This window comes from Paraburkholderia sp. UCT70, assembly GCF_050434085.1.
Classification (GTDB): Bacteria; Pseudomonadota; Gammaproteobacteria; order Burkholderiales; family Burkholderiaceae; genus Paraburkholderia; species Paraburkholderia tuberum.
Genome location: NZ_JBNPVZ010000004.1, coordinates 2,077,996 through 2,101,617 on the forward strand (window position 1 = coordinate 2,077,996; position 23,622 = coordinate 2,101,617).

General features: G+C 64.0%; 20 protein-coding genes, 1 tRNA gene and 1 pseudogene. 10 read left to right on the plus strand and 12 right to left on the minus strand.

Annotated elements, in window-relative coordinates:
• Positions 1–150 precede the first annotated feature (150 nt).
• From carA to gloB, 4 genes are all read right to left on the minus strand, one after another.
• Positions 151–1,305, minus strand: a complete 1,155-nt coding sequence (gene carA / locus OKW41_RS35130) for a glutamine-hydrolyzing carbamoyl-phosphate synthase small subunit (protein ID WP_429450980.1) — start codon at positions 1,303–1,305, stop codon at positions 151–153.
• A gap of 461 nt (positions 1,306–1,766) precedes the next feature.
• Entirely contained in the window at positions 1,767–3,008 is a 1,242-nt protein-coding gene (locus OKW41_RS35135) for an MFS transporter (protein ID WP_429575452.1), read from the minus strand.
• Positions 3,009–3,271: 263 nt separating this feature from the next.
• Positions 3,272–4,960, minus strand: coding sequence for a transglycosylase SLT domain-containing protein (locus OKW41_RS35140; RefSeq protein ID WP_429450984.1), 1,689 nt, complete (start codon positions 4,958–4,960; stop codon positions 3,272–3,274).
• Between the two features lie 157 nt (positions 4,961–5,117).
• Positions 5,118–5,909: a hydroxyacylglutathione hydrolase gene (gene gloB, locus OKW41_RS35145; RefSeq protein WP_429450985.1), complete on the minus strand. Its 792-nt coding sequence runs from the start codon at positions 5,907–5,909 to the stop codon at positions 5,118–5,120.
• Between the two features lie 18 nt (positions 5,910–5,927).
• Here gloB and OKW41_RS35150 point away from each other — a divergent pair, with 18 nt between their 5' ends.
• The 5 genes from OKW41_RS35150 (at position 5,928) to OKW41_RS35170 (ending at position 10,593) form a co-directional block, all read left to right on the plus strand.
• Complete coding sequence (locus tag OKW41_RS35150; RefSeq protein ID WP_429575453.1) at positions 5,928–6,818, plus strand: class I SAM-dependent methyltransferase; 891 nt, start codon at positions 5,928–5,930, stop codon at positions 6,816–6,818.
• Entirely contained in the window at positions 6,815–7,261 is a 447-nt protein-coding gene (gene rnhA, locus OKW41_RS35155; protein WP_184028269.1) for a ribonuclease HI, read from the plus strand. Before OKW41_RS35150 ends, rnhA begins: the two co-directional genes overlap by 4 nt.
• Positions 7,262–7,342: 81 nt before the next feature.
• Positions 7,343–8,077 carry a DNA polymerase III subunit epsilon gene (dnaQ, locus tag OKW41_RS35160; protein WP_429450988.1) on the plus strand — a complete coding sequence of 245 codons (735 nt, stop codon included), beginning with the start codon at positions 7,343–7,345 and terminating at the stop codon, positions 8,075–8,077.
• A gap of 48 nt (positions 8,078–8,125) precedes the next feature.
• Positions 8,126–8,200, plus strand: a tRNA-Val gene (locus tag OKW41_RS35165).
• A 518-nt stretch (positions 8,201–8,718) separates the two neighbouring features.
• Entirely contained in the window at positions 8,719–10,593 is a 1,875-nt protein-coding gene (locus OKW41_RS35170; protein ID WP_429575454.1) for an ABC transporter ATP-binding protein, read from the plus strand.
• 84 nt (positions 10,594–10,677) lie between these two features.
• Here OKW41_RS35170 and OKW41_RS35175 read toward each other — a convergent pair whose 3' ends face one another.
• The 3 genes from OKW41_RS35175 to OKW41_RS35185 form a co-directional block, all read right to left on the minus strand.
• Positions 10,678–11,142, minus strand: coding sequence for a DUF2214 family protein (locus tag OKW41_RS35175; protein WP_429450990.1), 465 nt, complete (start codon positions 11,140–11,142; stop codon positions 10,678–10,680).
• A 150-nt stretch (positions 11,143–11,292) separates the two neighbouring features.
• The gene (locus OKW41_RS35180) at positions 11,293–12,141 is read right to left on the minus strand and encodes a hypothetical protein (protein ID WP_429450991.1); all 849 of its coding nucleotides are present in this window, start codon (positions 12,139–12,141) and stop codon (positions 11,293–11,295) included.
• Between the two features lie 288 nt (positions 12,142–12,429).
• Positions 12,430–13,494, minus strand: coding sequence for a glycosyltransferase family 4 protein (locus OKW41_RS35185; RefSeq protein ID WP_090801132.1), 1,065 nt, complete (start codon positions 13,492–13,494; stop codon positions 12,430–12,432).
• Between the two features lies 1 nt (position 13,495).
• Between OKW41_RS35185 and OKW41_RS35190 the strand changes: the two genes are divergently transcribed.
• Complete coding sequence (locus OKW41_RS35190; protein ID WP_429450993.1) at positions 13,496–13,729, plus strand: hypothetical protein; 234 nt, start codon at positions 13,496–13,498, stop codon at positions 13,727–13,729.
• A gap of 459 nt (positions 13,730–14,188) precedes the next feature.
• Positions 14,189–16,024: an ABC transporter ATP-binding protein gene (locus OKW41_RS35195; RefSeq protein ID WP_429450995.1), complete on the plus strand. Its 1,836-nt coding sequence runs from the start codon at positions 14,189–14,191 to the stop codon at positions 16,022–16,024.
• A gap of 88 nt (positions 16,025–16,112) precedes the next feature.
• On the opposite strand, the gene otsA is transcribed toward OKW41_RS35195, so the two are convergent.
• Positions 16,113–17,591, minus strand: a complete 1,479-nt coding sequence (otsA, locus tag OKW41_RS35200) for an alpha,alpha-trehalose-phosphate synthase (UDP-forming) (RefSeq protein WP_187627993.1) — start codon at positions 17,589–17,591, stop codon at positions 16,113–16,115.
• Between the two features lie 53 nt (positions 17,592–17,644).
• Positions 17,645–18,394: a trehalose-phosphatase gene (otsB, locus tag OKW41_RS35205; RefSeq protein WP_429450998.1), complete on the minus strand. Its 750-nt coding sequence runs from the start codon at positions 18,392–18,394 to the stop codon at positions 17,645–17,647.
• A 485-nt stretch (positions 18,395–18,879) separates the two neighbouring features.
• On the opposite strand from otsB, the gene OKW41_RS35210 reads away from it, so the two are divergent.
• Genes OKW41_RS35210 through OKW41_RS35220 form a run of 3 tightly spaced genes read left to right on the plus strand, consistent with a single transcriptional unit; the run spans position 18,880 to position 20,908 of the window.
• Positions 18,880–19,494, plus strand: a complete 615-nt coding sequence (locus OKW41_RS35210; protein WP_429575455.1) for an SCO family protein — start codon at positions 18,880–18,882, stop codon at positions 19,492–19,494.
• 28 nt (positions 19,495–19,522) lie between these two features.
• A complete protein-coding gene (locus OKW41_RS35215; RefSeq protein WP_429575456.1) occupies positions 19,523–19,984 on the plus strand; it encodes a copper chaperone PCu(A)C in 462 nt (153 codons plus the stop codon).
• Positions 19,985–20,023: 39 nt separating this feature from the next.
• Entirely contained in the window at positions 20,024–20,908 is an 885-nt protein-coding gene (locus tag OKW41_RS35220; RefSeq protein WP_429451002.1) for a cytochrome c oxidase assembly protein, read from the plus strand.
• 11 nt (positions 20,909–20,919) lie between these two features.
• On the opposite strand, the gene OKW41_RS35225 is transcribed toward OKW41_RS35220, so the two are convergent.
• The 3 genes and pseudogenes from OKW41_RS35225 to OKW41_RS35235 all read right to left on the minus strand — a co-directional run bounded on the left by OKW41_RS35225 (position 20,920) and on the right by OKW41_RS35235 (position 22,928).
• Entirely contained in the window at positions 20,920–21,420 is a 501-nt protein-coding gene (locus OKW41_RS35225; protein ID WP_429451004.1) for a GNAT family N-acetyltransferase, read from the minus strand.
• Between the two features lie 139 nt (positions 21,421–21,559).
• Positions 21,560–22,309: pseudogene (locus OKW41_RS35230) on the minus strand (TraB/GumN family protein).
• A 205-nt stretch (positions 22,310–22,514) separates the two neighbouring features.
• Positions 22,515–22,928: a hypothetical protein gene (locus OKW41_RS35235; protein WP_429575457.1), complete on the minus strand. Its 414-nt coding sequence runs from the start codon at positions 22,926–22,928 to the stop codon at positions 22,515–22,517.
• Positions 22,929–23,622 lie beyond the last annotated feature (694 nt).

Sequence of the window (23,622 nt, forward strand, 5' to 3'; positions counted from 1 at the left end):
CGCTAATGTATTCCTGAATTCTTTCCGTCGGCGCGCGGCGTATTCACGTTGCGCGCGCTGTTTCGCGGCATGCCCGCCGCGTAGCGCCGCGGGCTGCGGCGGCCGCCGCGAGCCGTTTCCGGCTGGCCTCTGCGGCCGGCCTGTACTACTTCAAGCCGCTGCGCTCTTGCCGTTCTTGTGCGCGTCCATCAACGCGGTGAAGCGGTCGAACAGGTACGCGATGTCGTTCGGACCGGGCGATGCTTCCGGGTGGCCCTGGAAGCAGAACGCTGGCTTGTCGGTCAGCGCGAAGCCCTGCAGCGTGCCGTCGAACAGCGACACGTGGGTCACGCGCGCGTTGGCGGGCAGCGTGTCGGCATCGACCGCGAAACCATGGTTCTGCGACGTGATCACCACGCGGCCGTCTTCGAGATCCTTGACCGGATGGTTCGCGCCGTGATGGCCGGTCTTCATCTTCATCGTCTTCGCGCCGACCGCGAGGCCCATGATCTGGTGGCCCAGGCAGATGCCGAAGGTCGGAATGCCGCGCTCGATGAACTCCCTGGTCGCCGCGATCGCGTAGTCGCACGGCTCAGGGTCGCCCGGGCCGTTCGACAGGAACACGCCGTCGGGGTTGAGCTCGAGCGCGTCAGCGGCGCTCGCTTGCGCCGGCAGCACGGTGACATGGCAGCCGCGCTCGGCCAGCATGCGCAGGATGTTCTGCTTGACGCCGTAGTCGAATGCGACCACGCGGTACGTCGGCGCTTTCTGCTCGCCGTAGCCCGTGCCCAGACGCCATTCGGTTTTGGTCCACTCGTAGGTTTCCTGGGTCGACACGACCTTCGCGAGGTCCATGCCGGCGAGGCCCGGGAACGAGCGCGCGAGTTCGATGGCCTTCGCTTCGTCGTCGGAACCAGCGAGGATCGCGCCGTTTTGCGCGCCCTTGTCGCGCAGGAGGCGGGTCAGCTTGCGGGTGTCGATGCCGGCGATGGCGACCACGCCTTCGTCCTGCAGATATTGCGGGAGCGTGCCCTCCATGCGGAAGTTCGACGCGAGAACCGGCAGATCACGGATGATCAGGCCGGCGGCATGGACTTTCGTCGCTTCGACGTCTTCGGCGTTCACGCCGACGTTGCCGATATGCGGGTACGTGAGGGTCACGATCTGGCGCGCGTAGCTCGGGTCAGTCAGGATTTCCTGATAGCCGGTGATGGCAGTGTTGAACACGACTTCACCGATGGCATGCCCGGGGGCGCCGATCGAATAACCACGAAAGACCGTGCCGTCGGCGAGCGCGAGTAGAGCGGGAGAAAATGACGGCAACACGGGAGACTCCTTGGGGGAACACCCTGTTGCCACCTGTCTATCCGATTGCAAGCCGCAGCGAAACACATCGTGGATGCGCGCGCAGACTCGCTCGCGAGCTGCCGGTGACGCTGCAAGGGGCGCGATGGGTCCATTGTGTGGACGACTCGGCTGGGTGTGGAGCCCTTCTTGCTACGCCAATGGCGCGCGGCGGATGAACGGTATGGGGGAGGTAGGCGCTAGGGTGCGGGTGGATAAGCTCAAACCTTCAAATTATAGCCTGAATCCATTGTTCCCTCCAAATCTGAGATAGGTCTAGGCGTTGAGGCGACGGGCCTGCGCGGACCTTCAAGGCCTTGCCGGGCCGCGCCGCAAGATGCTTGCCACACCTGTCTATGCGGTTCTGTCGAGACACCAATATTGACAGGACCGAACCGCCGTGGCGGCCCCTCCGGCTCCGACGCAAGGCCTGGCGCGGCCGTTCAGGCCTCCTGCTCCGCGCGCATTTCGCCCGAACGGACAAGCTGCCGACCTGGCAACACGTACCAGATCGCACTCAGCACCTGCAGCGCGACGAGGATTTCCCACGCGCTCAGATGCGCGAGCGCCGGGTAATGCCCGCCGCTCGCCGGCCAGTGCGACAGCACCGCGCCAACGCCGATCTGGAAACCGAAGATCAGCAGAAAAATAATTAGCGTCAGCGTCGTGTTGACCCGGCCGATCATCTGCGGCGGGAAATGCCGCGCCATCACCGCGTAGCTCAGAATCCCGGTGCCGCCGAAGATGCCGTAGGCGGCCCACAACAGGCTCGCCGGCAACGGCGCGTTAAACATGATGAGCATCTGCGTCAGCACATATAGCGCCATGCCGATGCCGCAGAACGCGTACAGCGAGAGGCCGCGCCGCTCGAGACTACGCGCCGCCGCGCCGAAACCGACGCAGCCGGCCATCATCGCGAAGCCGAGAATCGACACGAGCGCCGCCGCCTGGTGCGGCTCGAAGCCTTGTACGTCGCGCAGCCAAGCTCCGACCCACAACGACTGCATCGCGTAGAAGACGCCTTGCGTAACGACCGAGAACGACGCGATTTTCCAGAATGCCGCGCTGCGCAGGATGTGCCACGTACCCTTGAACTGCGCGACGATGCTCGCCTGGCGATGCGTTTCGCGCGCGTCCGGAGCGAGCGTCCATTGCGCGAGCGCAACCGCTACCGTCAGCACACCGAGTCCGACGCAAACCGGGCGCCAGCTGGAAAAACCGAGCACCCACGTGAGCGGCGAACCGACCATCACGCCGCCGAAACCGCCGATCGCCATCACAAGCCCGTTCATCAATGGCATACGCGCCACCGGAAAATGCTGCGCGAGCGCCTTGAACGCGGCGCCGAGGCACACCGACACGCCAACGCCGATCAGCAGCCGCCCGACCATCATCATGCCGAGACTGTGCGCGGCGCCGAATACCCAGATGCCGAGCGCGGCAAAAAGCAGCATGACGGACGTCACGCGACGCGCCCCGAAGTGATCGAGCAGCACGCCAGCGGGGATCTGCGCGCCCGCGAAACCGAGGAAATACAGACTCGTCAGCACACCCAGATCGGCGGCTGACAGACCGAGATCGCGCGTGATGAACGGCGCGAAACCAAGATTGACGCCGCGAAACACATAAGAGACGAAGTAGCCGGCGGAAAAAAGCAGAAAGACGCGCAGTTGGGTCGACGACATGAATCAGGAAGTAAACCTGGAAATGACCTCAAGAACCTCTCCCGAGGTTCGGACGGATCAGGACGGACCGGCACCCCGCGGCCAACGCGGCCGAAGCACGAACAATAAAGTAAATACCACAAACGCGCAGGAAGCGTCCGCGCAATGAAAAACGCCGTCACCCTGAGGTGACGGCGTTGGATGAACACGGTACGTGATCGGAGCGCAATCCATGCGCTGCCCCCGCAACGCATGTGGTCACTACCGTGAGAGCCGCTATTGGTCTATTTACCCTTCTTCTTCGCGTTGGCCACGGTCTTCGGGCGGCTCTCAGCCGCGGCCTTCGATGCCTTGCCGGGCTCCGAGGCCGAGACCTTCTCGACCTTGCCCTTGCTGGTAACGGGCGCCGCCGGGTTGTTACCCTTGCCGCCCGGCTCGGAGACCTTGACGATGGCGGAGTGGCCGCGCCCTTTCTTTTTATCGTAGCGCGAATCACCGTGTGTGTCTGCGACGTGGACGCCAATCTTCTGCACACTGCCGCCTTGCACGTCGGCGGCGATCTTTTCCGGACCCGGCTCGCTGGGTACCGGCTTGCCGACCGGCACGTGCAGCACGATCACCTGGCCGCGCGAAATCTGATCGCGATGCGTCCTGTTCCACGCCTTCAGCTGACCGACCGACACGCCGTAGCGCACCGCGATGGCCGCCATCGACTGATTGCGACGCACGCGGATCAGCATCTTGCGCGTGTCGGGTACGTCGGGTTCCATCGCGAGCACCGCGCTTTCGGCGACGTCGGCGCTGATGTCCTCGTCGTCGTCCGAGCCGCGCGGCACGACGATCGTCGAGCCCGGCTTCAGCCGCATACCGACCGGAATCTTGTTCACTTCCATCAGCGTGTCGGGGTCGACGCCGATCTTCTGTGCGATCGCCGCGGGCGTCGCGCGTGCGTCGACCGTGTAGGTGGTCCAGGACGACAGCGAGCCCGAGTACGTTTTCAGATTGCGCTCGAACGCGGACGCGTTGTCGAAAGGCAACAGAATCTGCGGCTGCGTCGCGCCGAGAATCACCGGCTTCCTGAACGACGGGTTCAGCGAACGGAACTCGTCCGTCGACATATTGGCGAGCCGCGCGGCGACGTCGACGTCGATGTCGTGCGAGGTCGTGACCGTCACGAAGTACGGGTGGTTCGGAATAGACGGCAGCGTGAGCCCGTACATCTGCGGGTTCATCACGAGGTTCTTGACCGCTTGCAGCTTCGGCACGTAGTTGCGCGTTTCGTTCGGCAGACGCAGGCTCATGTAGTCGGTCGGCAGACCCGCCGCCTCGTTGCGCGCGATCGCGCGCTGCACGTTGCCCTCGCCCCAGTTATACGCAGCGAGCGCGAGTTGCCAGTCGCCGAACATGTCGTGCAGGTTCGACAGGTAGTCGAGCGCGGCACTGGTCGATGCAAGCACGTCGCGGCGCTCGTCCTGCCACATGTTCTGCTTCAGGTTGTAGGTCCGGCCCGTGCCCGGCATGAACTGCCACATACCCGCAGCCTTGGCGACCGACAAAGCCTGCGGGCTATATGCAGATTCGATGAACGGCAAGAGCGCGAGCTCGGTCGGCATATGGCGCGACTCAAGTTCCTCGACGATGTGATACAGGTATTTCTGCGAGCGCTCGGTCATGCGCTGCACGTAATCGGGACGCTGCAGATACCAGTTAAGCTGCATGTCGACGAGGTCGCTCTGCAGGTCCGGCATCTGGAAGCCACGGCGAATGCGGCCCCACAGATCGGCGTCCTGGCTCGTCAACTGATTGACGGAGCTCTGGTCGACGTTGATGGTTTCTTTAGCGGTGGCGTTCTTGCGAAGGGCGTCGGCTACGGCCTGCTGGCTGGCGGGGTTAGTGGCGGTATTCGTCGTCGGTCCCTGACTCGCGCACGCGGCGAGTGTCAGGACCAATAACGCACTTAAGATAAATCGCATGAACGTCTCGGTTTCCACAAGGGCTGGAATTTGCAGCCGATAGTACGAAACGTCAACGTTTCCGTCAATTGGAAAATCAAGAAAAAAATCAACCAAATCTGGGGCTTGGCGAATTTTTCCGATTCATCGCGTGAAGAACCGCCGAATGCGCTCCGGATCAACGGAAGCGGTTCTTCCATTCGCGCATCAATGTGAAGGCCTTCAGCCGGTCAGACACCGTTTCGTGCAAACGTGCTTCGAGGTTCGACTGGATCGCCGGCTCGCCTGCGCGCAGAAACGGATTGACCGCGAGTTCGTGCGCGATCGTGGTCGGCAGCGTCGGCTGGTGGCGGGCGCGCAACTCGTTCGCCTTGTCGCGCCACGCCTGCAGTTCGGCATTCTGCGGCTCGCAAGCGAGCGCGAAGCGAATGTTCGACAGCGTGTATTCGTGTGCGCAATGCACTTCGGTTGCGCCGGGCAGCGCGGCGAGCGCATCGAGCGAATTCAGCATCTGCTGCGGCGTGCCTTCGAAAAGGCGCCCGCAACCGCACGCGAACAGTGTGTCGCCGCAAAACACGTGCGGCGTGCCGCGCGTATCGGCCGCCTGGAAATAGGCGATGTGTCCGCTCGTGTGACCGGGCACGTCGAGCACGCTGAATTCAAGTGCGGGTGCAGCGATCGTCACGTGATCGCCACTTTTCAGACGATGTGTCAGGTGCGCGATCGCTTCGCCGGCGGGGCCGTAGACCGGCACGTCCTGGCCGTTCAGCAGATCGGCCACCCCGCCGACGTGGTCTTGATGATGGTGCGTGAGTAAAATAGCGCTCAGCCGCCAGCCTCGTTGGGCCAGACAGGCGCGCACAGGGGCGGCTTCGCCCGGATCGACGACGACCGCGCGGTGTCCGTCAGCAATGACCCAGATGTAATTGTCTTCAAACGCCGGGACCGGTACGTACTCGAGCGCATTCATAGGCGACGCATTTTTAATATGACTGACCGAGCGATTATAGACTGGCCCGCCTGGACCGATTCGCCGCCAGGCCGCTACGTGCTCGACTGGGAGCAAACTCAGCTCGATCGCGTGGTGTCGGACGTGTTCGGCTATCATGCGCTGCAACTCGGCCTGCCGCAGCTCGACGCGCTGCGCGAGAACCGCATGCCGTGCCGCGGCCTCGTGCTCGACGCGGCGAGCGGCGCGAGCGCGCCGTACACGTATCCGCGCTGGGCACGTCGTGGCAGCGTGAGCGGCATCAGCAGCGCGGGCAAGGCTGGCGACGCTGGCGACGACAACCCCGCGAACGCCGCGCCAGGCGCCCCTGGTCTGCACGCGCCGGCCGGGCGCAGCGCGGTCTGGTGCGACCTGCTCGATCTGCCGTTTGAAGCGCAAAGCGTCGACCTGCTCGTGATGCCGCATACGCTCGAATTCACCAGCGACCCGCACCGGCTGTTGCGCGAAGCCGAACGCGTGCTGGTGCCCGAAGGCCAACTGATCATCCTCGGCTTCAACTCGTTGTCGCTGTGGGGCGTACGGCAGTCGATCGGCAAGATGACAGGCCGCCCGTTCGTGCCCTCCGCCGTCGATCTGATCGCGTTCACGCGCCTGAAGGACTGGATCAAGCTGCTCGGCTTCGACCTTGAACGCGGGCGCTTCGGCTGCTATCGTCCGCCGCTCGCGAGCGATCAATGGCTCGCGCGTTACGGCTTCATGGAAGCCGCCGGCGACCGCTGGTGGCCGATTTTCGGCGCCACCTACATGATCAAGGCGATCAAGCGCGTGCCCGGCATGCGTCTCGTCGGGCCGCTCAAAGTGAAAAAGCCCGTGCTCGCGGCAGGCCTCGCGCCAGCCGCCACCCCGAACACACGAAACCACACCGAATGACTCCAGATCACATCGACATCTATACCGACGGCGCCTGCAAGGGCAATCCCGGCCCTGGCGGCTGGGGCGCGTTGCTGCGCTTCGGCAGCCAGGAAAAAGAACTGTTCGGCGGCGAGGCCAACACGACCAACAATCGCATGGAGCTGATGGGCGTGATTTCCGCGCTCGAGGCGTTGAAGCGCCCGTGCAAGGCGATCGTGCACACCGACTCGCAGTACGTACAGAAAGGCATCAGCGAGTGGATTCACGGCTGGAAGAAGAAAGGCTGGGTCACCGCGGCGAAACAGCCGGTCAAGAACGCCGATCTGTGGAAGCGGCTCGATGCGCTCGTCGCGCAACACGAGATTGAATGGCGCTGGGTGCGCGGCCACAATGGCCACCCGGAAAACGAGCGCGCCGATCAGTTGGCCAATCGCGGCGTGGCATCGCTCGCCGAGATGTAAAGAGCGTGCGCGCATCGCCAACACCGCGCGCCGCCCTCCCCGCTTTTTTTCCGCAATTTTTTCGAAGCAGGCTAATCCGACATGCGTCAACTGATCCTCGATACCGAAACTACCGGCCTGAACGCCCGCGGCGGCGACCGGATTCTCGAACTCGGTTGCGTCGAGCTCGTGAACCGCCGGCTGACCGGCAACAACCTGCACTTCTATATCAACCCCGAGCGCGACAGCGATCCGGGCGCGCTCGCGGTGCACGGCCTCACCACGGAATTTTTGAGCGACAAGCCGAAGTTCGCGGAGATCATCGACCAGTTCCGCGATTTCATCCAGGACGCGGACCTGATCATCCACAACGCGCCATTCGACATCGGCTTTCTCGACGCCGAGTTCGCGCTGCTCGGTCTGCCGCCAGTGAGCATGCACTGCGGCGAGATCATCGACACGCTCGCGCAAGCCAAGCAGATGTTCCCCGGCAAGCGCAATTCGCTCGATGCGCTGTGCGACCGCTTCGGCATCAGCAATGCGCACCGTACGCTGCATGGCGCGCTGCTCGACTCGGAACTGCTCGCCGAGGTCTATCTGGCGATGACGCGCGGTCAGGAAAGCCTCGTCATCGACATGCTCGGCGAAGCGCAGGTCGGCGGCGATACGCATGCGCCGCGTGTTGCACTCGACTCGCTGGAGCTGGTCGTGATCGCTGCGAGCGACGACGAAAGCACCGCGCACGAAGCCGTACTCGACGATCTCGACAAGGCACTCAAAGGCGCGAGCGTATGGCGTCTTGAACCCGCGCCAGCAACTGATGAGCAAACTGCTTAAAAAAGACTAGACGAACCCTAAATTCCCTGACATAATTTTAATCTCTTCGGGTGGTTAGCTCAGCGGTAGAGCACTGCCTTCACACGGCAGGGGTCACTGGTTCGATCCCAGTACTACCCACCAGATTCTTGGTGTGTCGATCACCGAAGACAAAAGGGCTTACGCAGCAATGCGTAAGCCCTTTTTCTATTTGCCGGCAAATACGTCGCGTGCGCCATACGAGATATCGTTGGCTATAGAACCACGTCGTTCCGTAGGTTGGCGAGCGCCCCGCACTATTGCTATATTCGGCAAACGGACATTCGCCCGATCCGGCTCCGTCCGGTTTCTCCATCTTGAACCATCTCAGGGAGGCGCCACATGTTTGCAGTGCATCGCGCGCTCCCCCGCATTGTTCCACGACCGCCGGCCCGTCCGCCACGACCGATGCGACCTTGAAGCCGCAGCGTTGTCGCTGATGCGCCGCCGCCTCGGCAGACGCACCGCGTTCATTCCAGACAGTCCGTTGTTCCGTTGCCGTTGTTTGCCGTCGTATTTTTTCGCGCGTTCCCGCGCGGATTCCGGCATCCGCTGGCTGTCTACCCCTTTTTCGCTTCTGACTGGAAAATCGGCGCGCTCGTGCTTCGCCGGACCCAAAGCAAATGGCCAACAGAAAACTCGACTTTCGCGGACAAGCCTTCAAGGATGTCCTCGGCTTCACCTTCCGTCACTGGGCGCAACAACCGGGGCGCATCGTCGTGATCGCGGCGCTCGCGCTGTTCACGGCGGGCGCGGACATCCTGACGCCGGTCTTCGCCGGACGTCTCGTCGACGCGATCGCGGCCGGTCCGGCGTCGTCGGCGCCCGTCTGGCATCACGCGCTCACGGCCTTCGGCGCGCTCGCCGCGCTCGGCCTCACCGCGACGCTGCTGCGCCAGGGCGTGTACTTCAACATCATCCGCTTCACGCTGAAGATGATGAGCGAGATCGCCGCGCGCGCGTTTCATCGCGTTCAGCGCTTTTCGACCGACTGGCACGCGAACAGCTTCGCCGGTTCGACCGTGCGCAAGATCACGCGCGGCATGTGGGCGCTCGATCTGCTGAATGACACGCTGCTGATCGCGCTGCTGCCATCGCTGGTGATGCTGATCGGCGCGACCCTGCTGCTCGGCTCGCGCTGGCTCATGATGGGCATCGTCGTCGGCATCGGCTCGCTGCTGTACATCGGCGTGACCGTGACGGTGTCGCTGGGCTTCGTCGCGCCGTCCGCGCGTCTCGCGAACGCGTGGGACACACGCATGGGCGGCGCGCTCGCCGATGCGGTCAGCTGCAACGGCATCGTCAAGGCATTCGGCGCGGAAGCGCGCGAGGAAGCGCGCCTCGCGCACGTGATCGGCAAATGGCGGCAACGCACACGCCGCACGTGGGTGCGCGGCACGCTCAACGGCGGCCTCCAGGGCGGCATGCTGGCCGCGATCCAGGCGGCGATTCTCGGCGTGGCGCTACTGCTGTGGGCACGCGGCGAAGCGAGCGTCGGCGACATCACGTTCGCGCTGACGATGTTCTTCATGCTGCAAGGCTATCTGCGTGACATCGGCATGCACATCCGTAACCTGCAGCGCTCGGTCAACGACATGGAGGAACTGGTGTCACTCGAGAGTCAGCCGCTCGGCGTCGAGGATCGTCCCGGCGCCGGCGCCATCGCAATCCGCGACGGCGAGATCCGCTTCGAGCACGTGTCGTTTCACTATGGCGCGCACAGCCGGCCGCTCTACGACGACTTTTCCATCCGCATCGCGCCGGGCGAGCGCGTCGGGCTGGTCGGTCATTCCGGCTCGGGCAAGACGACCTTCATCAAGCTGATCCAGCGCCTTCACGACATTTCGGGCGGGCGGATCACGATTGACGGCCAGGACATCGCGCAGGTCCAGCAAGCGTCGCTGCGCAGCCAGATCGCGATCGTCCAGCAGGAGCCGGTACTGTTTCACCGCTCGCTTGCCGAGAACATCGCGTATGGACGGCCCGGCGCGAGCCGCGCCGACATCGAGCGGGCCGCGCGGCTCGCGAGCGCGCACGACTTCATCGCCGCGCTGCCGAACGGCTACGACACGCTGGTCGGCGAACGCGGCATCAAGCTATCGGGCGGCGAGCGTCAACGCGTCGCGATCGCGCGGGCTTTTCTCGCCGATGCGCCGATCCTGATTCTCGACGAAGCCACGTCGAGCCTCGACAGCGAAAGCGAAGTGCTGATCCAGCGCGCGATGGAGCGGCTGATGCAGGGGCGCACGACGCTGGTGGTCGCGCATCGGCTGTCGACGGTGCGCGCGCTCGACCGGCTCCTCGTGCTCGACAAGGGCAAGGTGATCGAGGAAGGCAGCCACGACACGCTGATCAAACGCGACAGCGGCTTGTACCGTCGCTTGTTCGAGCGTCAGGCGCTGGAGCTGATCAAGGGTCTCGGCGAGCCGGAGCTCGTGCGCGAGTCGGCAAAGGTCAAAGCCGACCGGGTCGACGATTCTGGCTTGTTGGTCGGCTAGCGCGACGCAGGCATGCACCAGGCTTCACGGCAAACGACGCCACGCCTGGCACCACTAGCCACTGGCAATAGAAGGCCCGCCGCGCTACACCGCGCCGGCGGGCAACCCGATGCCGCGCGCCATTCCGGTCGCGGCAAACACCATCAGAACCAGCAGTACGGTCTGGATCACGCTGAAATGCGCGTAGGATCGCGCCTTCTTCAGATTCGGCGCCGCGCCGCTGCGGATCGACGCGCGCCAGCGCATCAGGCCGAGCATCGTGGGCACTTCGAGGATCAGGATCAGCACCAGCAACGTCATCTTCACGTGAAAGAGCGGCTGGTGCAGGTAGTAGTCGGCGCCCTTCTCATAGCTACCGAACACGCGCATCAGGCCGGTCACGATCAGCACCAGCGCGGCGATGCCCCAGCCTGAATCGGCGCGGAACACCGAACGCAACGCGGCGGGCACCGACGCGCGACGCAGCGACCACGTGCGTCTGAGAATCGACGCGAGCGCAAAACCATAAGCGAGCAGATGAAGGGCGGCAAGCAACCAGCGAACCAGCATGGCGACTCCTGCGAAAGACGCAATACGATCGATGAGTGTCCCACTCGCCCGCCTGCAGGCCGGGCGCCTTGATTGCATTATCGACGAAGCTTCGCTTCGGGATGCGTGCATCGGCCACGCGATGTGACCGATAGCACAAAACATGCAGCGTCAGACCTGGCGCAGCGTCGTGTCGAGCGCGCGGGCGGCGACGCGATCGCCTTCGGTCGTCAGCGCGGCGCGGAAAACGGTCTGCCGGTTATGACCCGCGGCGGCCGGCGAATCCCACAGCAACTCGACCTTCGGACGTACGCCGAACGCGCTGCGCGCAAGCGAGGGCGCCGCGACCGACCCTCTCGGCGCCGCTGACGCGCCTGCCTCGCCCGCCGCGCCGAACGCGACCGCGGGCGCCGGCGTCGCGCGCGCATTGGAACCGCTCGCCCAGCGCACCGACAATTCGCGCGCATCGTATTGCCCCACCTTGCGCCGCTCGGCCCACACGACGACGGTGCGGGTCAGCGGATCGAGCGACACCGCATAGCGGCCGATCGCAAAGCGCCGCGCCGCCACATTGGTGCGCCACAACGGCAGCGGCCGGCAGATCCACAAGACGATCGCATACAGCACCGGCGCCGCGACGAGCCAACCGTTGCTGGCCGCGACCGCCTGCATCGCGCGACGCCAGCCTGCGCTCGCGACGAACGCGCCGACCGACCACAGCGCAAACAAAAACCCGAGGAACGCGAACAGGCGCAGCGCCTGACGCAGCCATTGCGGCAACGGATGGAACGGACGCTCCGCGACGGCGTGCGCGCCCGGCAGGAAGATCAGCAGGAACAGAAAAACGAGGTTGATACATGCCCACGGTGAAGACGCCATCGCGGTCAGCGCGGTGGTCAGCTTCATCTCGGACATCGAGAAAAACCAGCGGGCGGCGAGCACGAGACCGATGGCGCGCAACGTGAAAATCGTTCCGGCGCCGGGCGCGGCGTTCGCGCGCGTCTCTTTCGTTCTCGCCAAGGCATCCTCCTGTCGTCGGCGGCACCGCAGCCCAATTTGCGGCACGGCAATTATAGGGATATTACCGAGACTGGCTCGTTCGCGCCGCGCGGAAACCCGTATTTTCAGTTGTGCACCGACGAAAAACGCAGCGCGCATGCAACAACGCCCCGCCGGCGACGTGCCGGCGGGGCGTTCAGAGCAACGAAGGAAGCGTGCAACGAGTTGCTGCCGACAGCGTTTTATCTACCGCGAAACAACCGCGGCGAAACAACTGCGGCGAAACAACTGCGGCGAATCAATCGCCAATCAGCCCGCGTTGACTTCGCGCAGCACCGTGCGATGTTTGCGGCGCAGCAGCTCTTCATAGGTGGCGACGTAGTTCTGCGCCATTACCTTCGACGAGAAGCGTGCCTCGAACGCCTTGCGCACGCCAGCGCGGGGCAGCGTGTGCAGACGTTTGACGGCGGCGACCGCGCTGATTTCGTCCTCGACGACGAAACCCGACACGCCGTTTTCGATCACTTCCGGCACCGAACCGCGATTGAACGCGATCACCGGCGTGCCGCAAGCCATCGCCTCGATCATCACGAGACCGAAGGGCTCCGGCCAGTCGATCGGGAACACCAGTGCGTGCGCATTGCCGAGAAACTCGCGCTTTTCAGCTTCGCCGATTTCGCCGATGTACTCGACGTGCGACAACGACATCAGCGGCTTGATGACTTCTTCGTAGTAGGCACGGTCGGCCTTGTCGATCTTGGCGGCGACCTTGAGTTTCATGCCTGCCTGCCCGGCGATGCGAATCGCCCTGTCAAGCCCCTTCTCCGGCGAGACGCGGCCCAGGAATGCGAGGTAGCCGGGCTCGACGTTGGGAATCGGCTTGAGCACGTCTTCCGGCAAACCGTGATAGACGGTTTGCAGCCAGTGCGCCTGCGGCAGCGGAATGCGCTGGTTGTCCGAGATCGACACGACCGGCACGTCATTGAACGTGTTGAAGATCGGCTGCAGTTCAGGCAGATCGAGACGGCCGTGCAGCGTCGTGACGAACGGCACAGGCTGACGCGCGAACAGCGAGAACGGGTAGTAGTCGATGTGGAAATGCAGCACGTCGAATTCGTCCGCGCGGCGGCGCACTTCTTCGAGCAACAGCATGTGCGGCGCCATCACGTCGCGGATCGTCGGGTCGAGGCGCAGCGCCTGCGGCCAGAAAGCTTCGAGCTTCGCCGAGGTTTGCGAATCACCGCTTGCAAACAGCGTGACGTCGTGGCCCTGCTCGACCAGCGCCTCGGTCAGATAGGACACCACGCGTTCCGTACCACCGTACAGCTTGGGAGGAACCGCCTCGTGCAGCGGAGCGATTTGAGCGATTCGCATATTGACGAACTCCTATAAAAAATCAGGCAAAAGTACTGCATTTGGAAAAAGCGACTCGCTTGCTCGCCAGGGCAGTCTGGCCGGAAATGCCGGCGCGGGCCTGATTCTTTTGAGAAATCCTGCGATGGATCGCTTGGTAACGAGCCCGGACAAGTGGATCAGCGACTGGGCATGTGCGAGTAAACGCGCCCGTTGCACCGACGTTGACAAACTGTCAGAAAAATTGCCGGGCTAACGAGCACGCATTATCGATGCCCGGATTGTTGCAGCACCGCAGCATTTCAAAGTCTTTACGTTGTTACAAACGCGAAACACTTTGCAAACCCTTGTTTTCTAAGACAGTTCTACAGTATCCACGAGGTTTCGGGAGGCGCGGCGGTACCGTGTCTGTGAGCTCTCGCCCATCAACGTTGCCGGTAGGAATTGCAAAATTGCCGCAGCGCGGTTGAATGTAGTCTGTAATTATATCTCGAAATTTTCCGCAATCTGCCTGAATGGCCCGTCGGCTGGTATGTCGGGACGACGCAGATCGCGGAGGTCCATCGCGAAATCAATCGCGTCAAAGCCCGGATACACAGGGCGCAATCGCCTTTGCATGTTTACAATGCGAAGCATCGGCTTCACGGAGAGCCATGCTTGTCCGTGTGGTCCGCGCATTGCATGCACAACCCGCAACACATCGATCTCAGCTCAATTGGAACACTTGACCATCGCCCAGCGTAACGCCCAGAACGCCAAGCTCGCGAGCTATGCGCACCGGCCGCTTGCGTTTCTCTTCCGCTTTATCCGCCGCCATCCGCTCGCGCATGCGATCGTGTTGTGCAGCGTGTTTGCGGCCGTGGGCTGTGCACTCGCTTCGCAGTACGCGATCAAACATCTGATCGACGTGCTCGGCGGCGGCAGGCATCATCCGGGACCGCTGTGGGGCGCGTTCGCGATCCTCGTCGGCCTGATCGCTGCCGACAACCTGTTGTGGCGGATCGGCGGCTGGTTCGCCGCGCACACGTTCGTCGCCGTGACGGGCGATTTGCGGCGCGACCTGTTTCAGTACCTCAGCGGCCACTCGCCGACCTACTACGCCGAAAAGCAGCCCGGCATGCTGGCAAGCCGGATCACCGCGACCTCGAACGCCGTCTACACCGCCGAAAACACCACCGCGTGGAACGTGCTGCCGCCGTGCATCGCGGTGCTCGGCGCGATCGTGATGATCATCGCGGTGAACCCGCTGATGGCCGCCGGCCTGATGCTGTGCTCGGCGATCCTGTCGGTCGTGCTGTACAAGCTCGCGGGCCGCGGTTCCGCGCGTCACCATAATTTCGCGACCAAGGCGGCATCGGTCGACGGCGAGCTTGTCGACGTGATCAGCAATATGGGGCTCGTGCGCGCGTTCGGCATGACGTTCCGCGAACAGCACCGCTTTGCTTCGACCGTCAAGTCGGAAATGGACGCGCGCCAGCAAAGCCTGCTGTACCTGGAAAAGCTGCGTCTGCTGCACGCCGTGATCACCGCGCTGCTGTCGGCCGGCCTGCTCGGCTGGGCGCTATGGCTGTGGGACCAGGGCCGCGCGACCTCGGGCGACATCGTGCTCGTCAGCTCGCTCGGCTTCACGATCCTGCACGGCACGCGCGATCTCGCCGTCGCGCTCGTCGACGTCACGCAGCACGTCGCGCGACTCGCAGAGGCCGTGCGCACGCTGCTCGAACCGCACGGCATGCCCGATCGCGACGACGCGACCGAACTCGTGCCGCAGGGCGGCCGCGTCACGTTCGACGGCGTCACGTTCGCCTATCCGCGCCGCCGGCCGATTCTCGATCACTTCGACCTCGATATCGAACCGGGTCAGCGCGTCGGGCTGATCGGCAAGTCGGGCGCCGGCAAATCGACCGTGCTCGCGCTGTTGCAGCGCTTCTACGAGACCCAGGGTGGCGCGATCAAGATCGACGGCCAGGACATCGCGTCGATTACCCAGGACAGCCTGCGCCACGCGATCGCGCTGGTGCCCCAGGACATCTCGCTGTTCCATCGCACGGTGTACGAGAACATCGCGTACGGCCGCCCGGACGCGAGCCGCGAGGAAGTGCTCGCCGCCGCGCGCGAGGCGCGTTGCGCGGACTTTATCGAAGCGATGCCGGAAGGCTACGACACGATCGTGGGCGACCGCGGCGTGAAGCTGTCGGGCGGTCAGCGCCAGCGCATCGCGATCGCGCGCGCGATTCTGAAAAACGCGCCGATCCTGCTGCTCGACGAAGCCACGTCCGCGCTCGACAGCGCGTCCGAGGAAGCGATCCAGAAGGCGCTCGACCGCCTGATGGTCGGCCGCACCGTGATCGCGATCGCGCACCGTCTGTCGACGCTGAACAACTTCGACCGGATCATCGTGATGAGCGCCGGCAAGGTCATCGACGACGGCACGCCGGAAGAACTGCGCCAGCGTCCGGGCCTCTATCGCGACCTGCTCTCGAAGCAGTATGGCAAGGGCCAGACGCTGCATATCGGCGGCAAGAAGGTCGACGAACAGCACGTAGCCTGACGCACGCTGGGTCCACGAGTGCGCATCGCTTGAAAAAAGCCGCTCCCTGGAGCGGCTTTTTGCTGTCTGTCTCGCGGCCCGGCTTGGCTTAGCCGGTCACGCTCTCGCGCGCCGCCCTCTTCCGCGCGGCGCCCGCAGCACCCGTGGCCGCGCGCGCTTTCCCGCTTCTGGCGCGCTTCGCGCCCTCGACGCTCTGCAGATCGCGCATGAAGTTATCGCGCCACACCGACACGTTGTTCTCGCGCAGCTGCGCCATCATGTCGCGATAGCGCCCCTGGCGCTCGGCGAGCGGCATGTCGAGCGCCCGCGCGAGCGCTTCGGCCATGCCGTCGATATCGACCGGATTGACGATCAGCGCGCCGTCGAGCTCCTGCGCCGCGCCCGCGAAGCGCGACAGCACCAGCACGCCGGGATTCTCCGGATCCTGCGCCGACACGTATTCCTTCGCAACGAGGTTCATGCCGTCGCGCAACGGCGTCACATAGCCGACGTGCGCGGTACGGAACAGCGCCGCCAGCACCGAGCGCTCGTACTGCTTGTGGATGTACAGGATCGGCGTCCAGTCCAGCTCGGCGAAACGTCCGTTGATCCGTCCCGACTCGCCTTCGAGCTGTAGCCGGATGTCTTGATACGCGTGCAGGTCGGCGCGCGTCGGCGGGGCGATCTGCAGGAACGACACCTTGTTGCGCTGCGCGGCCGTATGCTCGAGCAGGCGCTCGAACGCGCGGAATCGCTCGACCAGCCCCTTCGAATAATCGAGCCGGTCGACACTCATGATCAGCTTGCGCGAATGCAGCGTCGCCTTCATCGTGCGCACCGGCTTGCCGCGTTCGCCCGCCTTCGCGAGCTCCGCGATCTCGTCCGGATAGACGCCGATCGGATACGCAGAGGCGCGCAACGTGCGGCCGAACGCATGCACGCTCAGCGGTCCTTTCGCCGACGCGTCGATCGAGCCGCCCGCCTCGTTGATCACGTAGTCGCAGAACGCGCGCAGATCGGGACCGGTCTGGAAGCCGAGCAGGTCGAACGAACACAGCGCCTCGACGAGCTCGCGATGCGGCGGCACCGTCAGCAGCACCTGCGCGGCCGGAAACGGAATGTGCAGAAAAAAACCGATGCGGTTCTTCACGCCTGCCGAGCGCAGCGCCTGAGCGAACGGAATCAGGTGATAGTCGTGCACCCAGATCACGTCGTCCTCGCGCAGGAGCGGCACGAGTTGCTGCGCGAGCCACGCGTTGACGCGGCAGTAGCCTTCGAAGTCGTGCCGGTCGTAATGCAGCAGGTCGGATCGATAGTGGAACGCGGGCCACAGCGTCGCGTTCGAGAAACCACGGTAGTACTGGTCGTAATCGCGCCGCATCAGCGGGACGGTCGCGAAGGTCACCGGACCGCGCTCCTCGAGCTTGATCTGCGGCTGGCCGGAGGTCAGCACGTCGCCGCTCCAGCCGAACCACATGCCGCCGGTCTCCTTCAGCGCGTCGTACACGCCGACCGCCAGACCGCCCGCCGCCGGACCGCCCTCCGAAATAGGCGCCACCCGGTTCGAAACAATGATCAGTCGGCTCATGCAGCGCGATTCCCGATGCAGTATGTTGTTTTCGTTGAACGGGGCCGCCGGCTTCATGCGCCGCGCGCCGCCGCGACAATCGTTTCGAGCCAGTCGAGCAGTGACGACACCGACTCGACGCGCGTGCGCGCCATCGTTTCGCCCGCGCCAACCTTGATCGACAGACCACCACGCTCGTTGACGACCGCGAAGCCCTTCTCGTCGGTCAGATCGTCGCCGGCGAAGATCGGCGTGCGGCCGGTGAACGGCAGCTCGTCGAGGAACGCGCGCGTCGCGCGGCCCTTGTCGACGTCCTTCGGCTTGATCTCGTAGACCATCTTGCCGGGCTGCAGCACGTAAGAAGCGGGGTAATCGGCGACGAGCCGCTCGGTCGCCTCGCGCGCGACCGGCTCGCGGTCCGGCGCGTTGCGGTAGTGCAGCGCGAGCGCCGCGCCCTTGATCTCGAGCAGCATGCCCGGATGTTCGTTGACGACCTGCGCGAGCACCCGCTCCATGCGCAACAGGCGCTCGTCGTGAAAGCCGATGCGCTGCGTGTCGCCATTCGCATCGCGCCGCTCGGCGCCGTGCAGACCCGCGACCGGCAGATCGGGCATGCCGAGAAAACTGTCGATGCTGTCGATGCCGCGCCCCGACACCACCGCGACCGCGCCATTCGTCAGACTGCGCAGTTCACGCAGCAGGTCGATCATGCGCGGCTGCACCAGCACGCCGTCCGGTGTGGGGGCGAGTTCGACGAGCGTGCCATCGAAGTCGAAGAAAAATGCCGTCTCGCTCGGAGACAGAACAGCCGGAAGTGCTTGCATCGCCTGGGTTCGCCTTTCAGCCATCTATGGCCGGAAAAGTGTGCGCATCTTACCGCGCATCCGTCAATTTTTCGAGAAAGTAAGCTGGGACTCAAGCCCGATGGACGGTCTGTCCGTCTGCTTGCGTCGATTGCGTTCAAATGCGCAACGATTCGGTTTCGCCGAGCTTTCAGCCGGCTGCGGCAAATTGACTCGCAATTCGTGCACCCGGCGCACCGCGCGACGCCGGCGCCAATTTTGCGCTACAGTCGCTGCCACGCGGACCGTCGGTGTGATGGACATCGTTGCACGCTCTCAATCAATCGCGTGTCGCGCGCGAATCTTGCGCGGCATGGTCGGGCGACGGTGCGGCCCCTGCTCCATCGATTCGTGTTGCCTGCGCTTCAATCGAGTCATTGAACCCTGCTTTGTTCCCGATCCTGCCACCCCAGAGCCCGCGGCCGAACCTGTCCCGCTCACGACCCAAGCGACTCACGCACCGCTTGATGCACGGGTTGGCACGCCGGTTTGCGGCGGCAACTGCGCTGGGCACGCTGGTCGCGCTCGCCGCGCTGACCGGTTGCACACAGCGCGCCGAGCCGTGGCAGTTGACCAACGTGACCGGCCACCTGCCGGATCTGGACTTCACCTTGACCGACGACACCGGCCGTCCCGTCAACGCCGCGTCGTTCAGGGGCCGCACGTCGCTGGTTTACTTCGGCTACACGCATTGCCCGGACGTCTGTCCCGAAACGATGGGCCGTCTGATGCAGGTGCTCGGCAAGCTCGGTCCCGATGCGGAGAAAGTGCGCATTCTGTTCATCACCGTCGATCCCGCGCGCGACACGCCGCGGGCCTTGCACGACTATGTCGGCGCGTTCGACGCACAGCACGCCGAAGGGCTGACCGGCACCGACTGGCAGATCGAGTCGCTGGCCAAGCGCTATCGTGTCGCTTATCAGATGGAAAAGCGCGACCCGAACGGCAACTACGAGGTCACGCACAGCTCCGCCGTCTATGTGTTCGACAGCCGGGGCCGCGCGCGCCTGCTCGCCACCGATCACGACACGCCCGATGCGATCGCGCAGGACCTGCGCCGCATCATCGATGACCAATCCTGATTCTTCTTGGATCCCACTCCATTCCATCATGACGATCAAGCTCAAATCAATCGCTTCCCTCGCCTGCGCGCTCGCGCTGTCACTCGGCGCCGCGTCGGCCGCGCAAGCGGCCGATGCTCACGCGATCAGCATCAAGGACGCGTGGGTGCGCTGGCTGCCGAACAACCTGCCCGCGGCCGGCTATGCGACGCTCGTCAACGCGAGCGACAAGCCGATCGACCTAGTCGATGTGTCGAGCGACGACTACGGCGATGCGATGCTGCATCAAACCGTATCGAACGGTTCGACGCAGAAGATGGTGATGGTCGACAAGCTGACGGTGCCCGCGCATGGCCAGGTCGCGATCGCGCCGGGCGGCTATCACGTGATGCTCGAGGACGCGAAGCACAAGGTCGCGCCGGGCGACACCGTGCGTCTGACGCTGAAGTTCTCCGACGGCGAAACAGTGAGCGCGCCGTTCGCGGTCAAGTCGCCGGGCCAGACCAAGTAAGCGGCACTACTGGGCGCCGCCACCGCACGCGCCATCGCCATGAACCTGCTCTACTGGCTCGATCCCTGGGAGTTTTCGCCGACCGTCGTGATCGCGTTGCTGATCCCCGCGATCCTGTTCGTGCGCGGCGCGCGCAAGGCGCGGCTGTCGTTCGCGCGGCGTCTGTCATTCTGGTTCGGGCTGGTCGCGCTGTATGTCGTGCTGCATACGCGGCTCGATTATTTCTTCGAGCATGAATTCTTCATGCATCGCTTGCAGCATCTGGTGCTGCATCATCTCGGGCCGTTCTTCATTGCGCTGTCGTATCCGGGCGCGGCGTTGCGCGCGGGAATTCCGTTGCGCTGGCGACAGCGCTTCGTGCGGCCCGCGCTGCAAACACCGCTCGTGCGCACGGCGCTCGACGTCGTCATGCACCCGGTCGTCGCGGTCACGCTATTCGTCGGGCTGATCTATTTCTGGCTGCTGTCGCCGATCCATTTCGTCGCGATGCTCGACTGGCGGCTCTATCGCGTAATGAACTGGAGCATGGCAATCGACGGCCTGCTGTTCTGGTGGCTCGTACTCGATCCGCGTCCGGCGCCGCCCGCGCGTCTGTCTCCGGGCAAGCGCGTGCTCGTCGTGATCGCGGCGATTCCGCCGCAGATCGTTCTCGGCGCGTTCATCTTTTTTACGACGCACGAGCTGTATCCGATCTACTCGATCTGCGGCCGCGCGTTCACGTGGCTGAGCCCGATGCGCGATCAGCAGATCGGCGGGCTCCTGCTATGGATTCCGGGTTCGATGATGAGCGTGGTCGGCGCGCTGATCGCGCTGCGTCACTGGATGCGGCTGTCGTCTCGCGGACGCCTGCGCGCCGAGCGGCGTGCAAAAGCAGCGCGCGGGCTCACGCATGCGGCGTCGACGACTACGAACGTGCCCCGCTGACCCGTTCGCGTTCACAGCGCGCGCATCCACACATGCGGGATGCCGTCTTCGTCGTGAATCTCCGAGACCGGCATGAAGCCGAACGCACCGTAAAAACCTTGCAGATGCGCCTGCGCGTGGAGACGGATCGGCGTATCGGGCCACTGCGCACGGATTTGCGCGAGCGAGCGTTCGAGCATCGCATTGCCGAGACCGATGCCGCGAAACGGCGCGGTCGTCAACACCCGGCCGATGCGCACATCGGCATCCGCCGCATCGGGCAACAACACGCGCAGATAGCCGGCCAACGGCGGCAGCGCCGCACCGTCGCCGGTGCCATACGCAAGCAGATGCCAGGCGTCGACGTCGAGCCCATCGATATCGCCATACACGCAGTTCTGTTCGACGACGAACACCGCGCTGCGGGCGGCCAGCATCTCATAGACTTCGACGCTCGTGAGGTTCCCGAACGGCTTCCAGCGCCATTCGAGCTGGGCGAGCCGCGCGGCGGCGGTGTGTTGCGGTTCAGTCATCGGTAGCTTTCAGGGTCAATGCGCGACAGCGCAGGCAACGATCCGCAATTATGCCGCGCGCCTCGTCATCGAGCATGCGCAGGCCTGGCATCCGGGCGGTCGACACGGCTGTATTCAGTCGCGAAAGCCGCGCACGCGTTCAGAACACCGCTTGCACGGGTCGCGCGAGACAGTCGGGGAGATTGCCAGGGCCGCATAGATGCAGCGCGCCGACGACCACCAGCGTGCGCTCGCGAACCTCCAGCAACTCGCTCAGCCGCGCGGCCTACGCGCGATTGCGCACGTCGAGAATCGCCTGACGGATGCCGGGCAGATTGAACATCGGCGATCCGACGGCGATTTGCTGTATCGCGTGCAGATCGCCCCCCAGCCACGCCGCGTGCATCCGTTCGAGCGTGTGCTGCGGTTCGCCGCGGTCGGCCATCAGCATGTCGAGCGCCGCGGCAATGGCTTCGAGCGGAATCGATTCGAGCGCGACTGCGACGTCCCGCGCGGACTCGAGATATCGATACGGCTTCGCCTGCGCGAGCGCCGAGCGCAACATGCGCGGCTCGACGCCCTCGACGACCTGCTGCAGCAGCGTCGGCGCGACGATCAGCGCGGCCCACGGACGCAGTGTTTCAAGCGGCGCGAGCAGGCCATCGGTCGGCCACAGCGCCTGCAGTTGCGTCCAGGCTTCGTCGCGCATCCGGGGCCGCAGTTGCGCGGCGTCGGGGTGCGCGTCGGCTTTGAGAAACGGCGGGATCGTTGCTGGGTCGGACTCGAATACGAGCGCGTCGGCCCAGTCATAGGCTTCGGCGACCCATGGCGGCGTTCGACGGCTCGTCGCGGGAAACAGATGCATCGAGCCGAGCAGGCGGACCTGAGTGCCGGCGAGTTGGAAATACATGCGGCTTCAATGAAAACGGGCGATGACGATGGTGCGATTCTATCGCCCGGCCTGGATGAGGCGCGCCGGCGTGCGTTGCCCTTCCCCTGCGCGTGCCGGACACGCCGTTAATCGGAATGCGCTGCTCGCGCGTGAGCCAAAAAATCAGACGCGATATCTACGATCCCCCAATGAATGCGGGAACGCATCAAACGCCTGAACCCGATTATTGCCCGCCTTTTTTAAACGACTCGAGTTCGGTCGTATATCGCTCATTTCTCACGCCATTGCTGCCGTAATACTCTTCCACCGATTTCACCCAACGGCCGACTTCCGGCACATACCAAAACGCTTTATACCTGCGTCCCGTCGCCTGAACAGGACCGATTCTCTGCGCATGCGTGATCATCGCGGTGTCGCCCTGCTCGACCGGGGTGGCTTGCGTGACCGTCCGCCGCGGCTCGAGTTGCGCGACCCAGTCGCCTTCGGCTTCGATCTTGATCACCTGGAATTTGCCGGCGGGCACTTCGACGGTTTCCGTTCCGACCACCCGATACTGCGGGTTCCACTTCTGCGAAGCGAATACCCGGTTCGGATGCTGCTCGGCGCATTCGACCGTCCAGCTCTTGCCCCGCGACAACGGAAACGCGAACGGCGGTTCACGACTGTATCGGTGCCGTTCACGCTGCGCTCGCGGCTCCAGTCCGCTCCGGCGATCACTTCGCGTGGCGCCTGCGTCGAACCCGAGATCTTCGATTCGAAATAGATGTGCGATGGCGTCGCCCGCAGCACCGTCACCTGCTCGTGCGTCTGGTTCCAGCCCGACGGCCCTCTCTCGCTCGTCGACGTATATGTCCAGGTGTCCCCGGGTCTGACGTCGGGCGCCGGCGCCGATTGCGCAATCGCCGACAACGGCAAAGCGAGGCTCAATAGCAGCGCGGCGGTTCTTATTTTTTCATAGGTCGAATATAGTTTTATGTGCAACGAATAAGCAGCCGCGAATATCCGGGCGAATACTCGACGACGGACTTTAAAAAGCAAAAAGCCGGTGAGCACTTTACATGAATGTCGCTAGAATGCTGCCAGCCCACGCTGAATTGACGACATTAATAGTCACGATATAAATTAGAAAGAAAACAAAATACAAATGAAAGACCACCAAAAACGACCAGTAATCAGACCCGCCATTCTGGCTGCAACGAGCGCGTTGATGTTGTCCGCCTGCGGCGGAGGTTCGTCCAGCAATTCGGGATCGACGGCCAGCACCTCGAGTTTGAGCGACGCGCAGAAGAACTATGAGAGCTCTGCACTCACGTCTAACGGTGGACTGCATT

Bases quoted from the DNA above. Each gene is read 5' to 3' on its own strand.
- OKW41_RS35175 (WP_429450990.1), bottom strand. From the start codon at position 11,142: ATGCTGGTTCGCTGGTTGCTTGCCGCCCTTCATCTGCTCGCTTATGGT.
- OKW41_RS35225 (WP_429451004.1), bottom strand. From the start codon at position 21,420: ATGACTGAACCGCAACACACCGCCGCCGCGCGGCTCGCCCAGCTCGAA.
- rnhA (WP_184028269.1), top strand. From the start codon at position 6,815: ATGACTCCAGATCACATCGACATCTATACCGACGGCGCCTGCAAGGGC.
- OKW41_RS35170 (WP_429575454.1), top strand. From the start codon at position 8,719: ATGGCCAACAGAAAACTCGACTTTCGCGGACAAGCCTTCAAGGATGTC.
- OKW41_RS35215 (WP_429575456.1), top strand. From the start codon at position 19,523: ATGACGATCAAGCTCAAATCAATCGCTTCCCTCGCCTGCGCGCTCGCG.
- dnaQ (WP_429450988.1), top strand. From the start codon at position 7,343: ATGCGTCAACTGATCCTCGATACCGAAACTACCGGCCTGAACGCCCGC.
- OKW41_RS35135 (WP_429575452.1), bottom strand. From the start codon at position 3,008: ATGTCGTCGACCCAACTGCGCGTCTTTCTGCTTTTTTCCGCCGGCTAC.
- otsB (WP_429450998.1), bottom strand. From the start codon at position 18,394: ATGCAAGCACTTCCGGCTGTTCTGTCTCCGAGCGAGACGGCATTTTTC.
- OKW41_RS35185 (WP_090801132.1), bottom strand. From the start codon at position 13,494: ATGCGAATCGCTCAAATCGCTCCGCTGCACGAGGCGGTTCCTCCCAAG.
- gloB (WP_429450985.1), bottom strand. From the start codon at position 5,909: ATGAATGCGCTCGAGTACGTACCGGTCCCGGCGTTTGAAGACAATTAC.
- OKW41_RS35140 (WP_429450984.1), bottom strand. From the start codon at position 4,960: ATGCGATTTATCTTAAGTGCGTTATTGGTCCTGACACTCGCCGCGTGC.
- OKW41_RS35220 (WP_429451002.1), top strand. From the start codon at position 20,024: ATGAACCTGCTCTACTGGCTCGATCCCTGGGAGTTTTCGCCGACCGTC.
- otsA (WP_187627993.1), bottom strand. From the start codon at position 17,591: ATGAGCCGACTGATCATTGTTTCGAACCGGGTGGCGCCTATTTCGGAG.
- OKW41_RS35210 (WP_429575455.1), top strand. From the start codon at position 18,880: ATGCACGGGTTGGCACGCCGGTTTGCGGCGGCAACTGCGCTGGGCACG.
- OKW41_RS35150 (WP_429575453.1), top strand. From the start codon at position 5,928: ATGACTGACCGAGCGATTATAGACTGGCCCGCCTGGACCGATTCGCCG.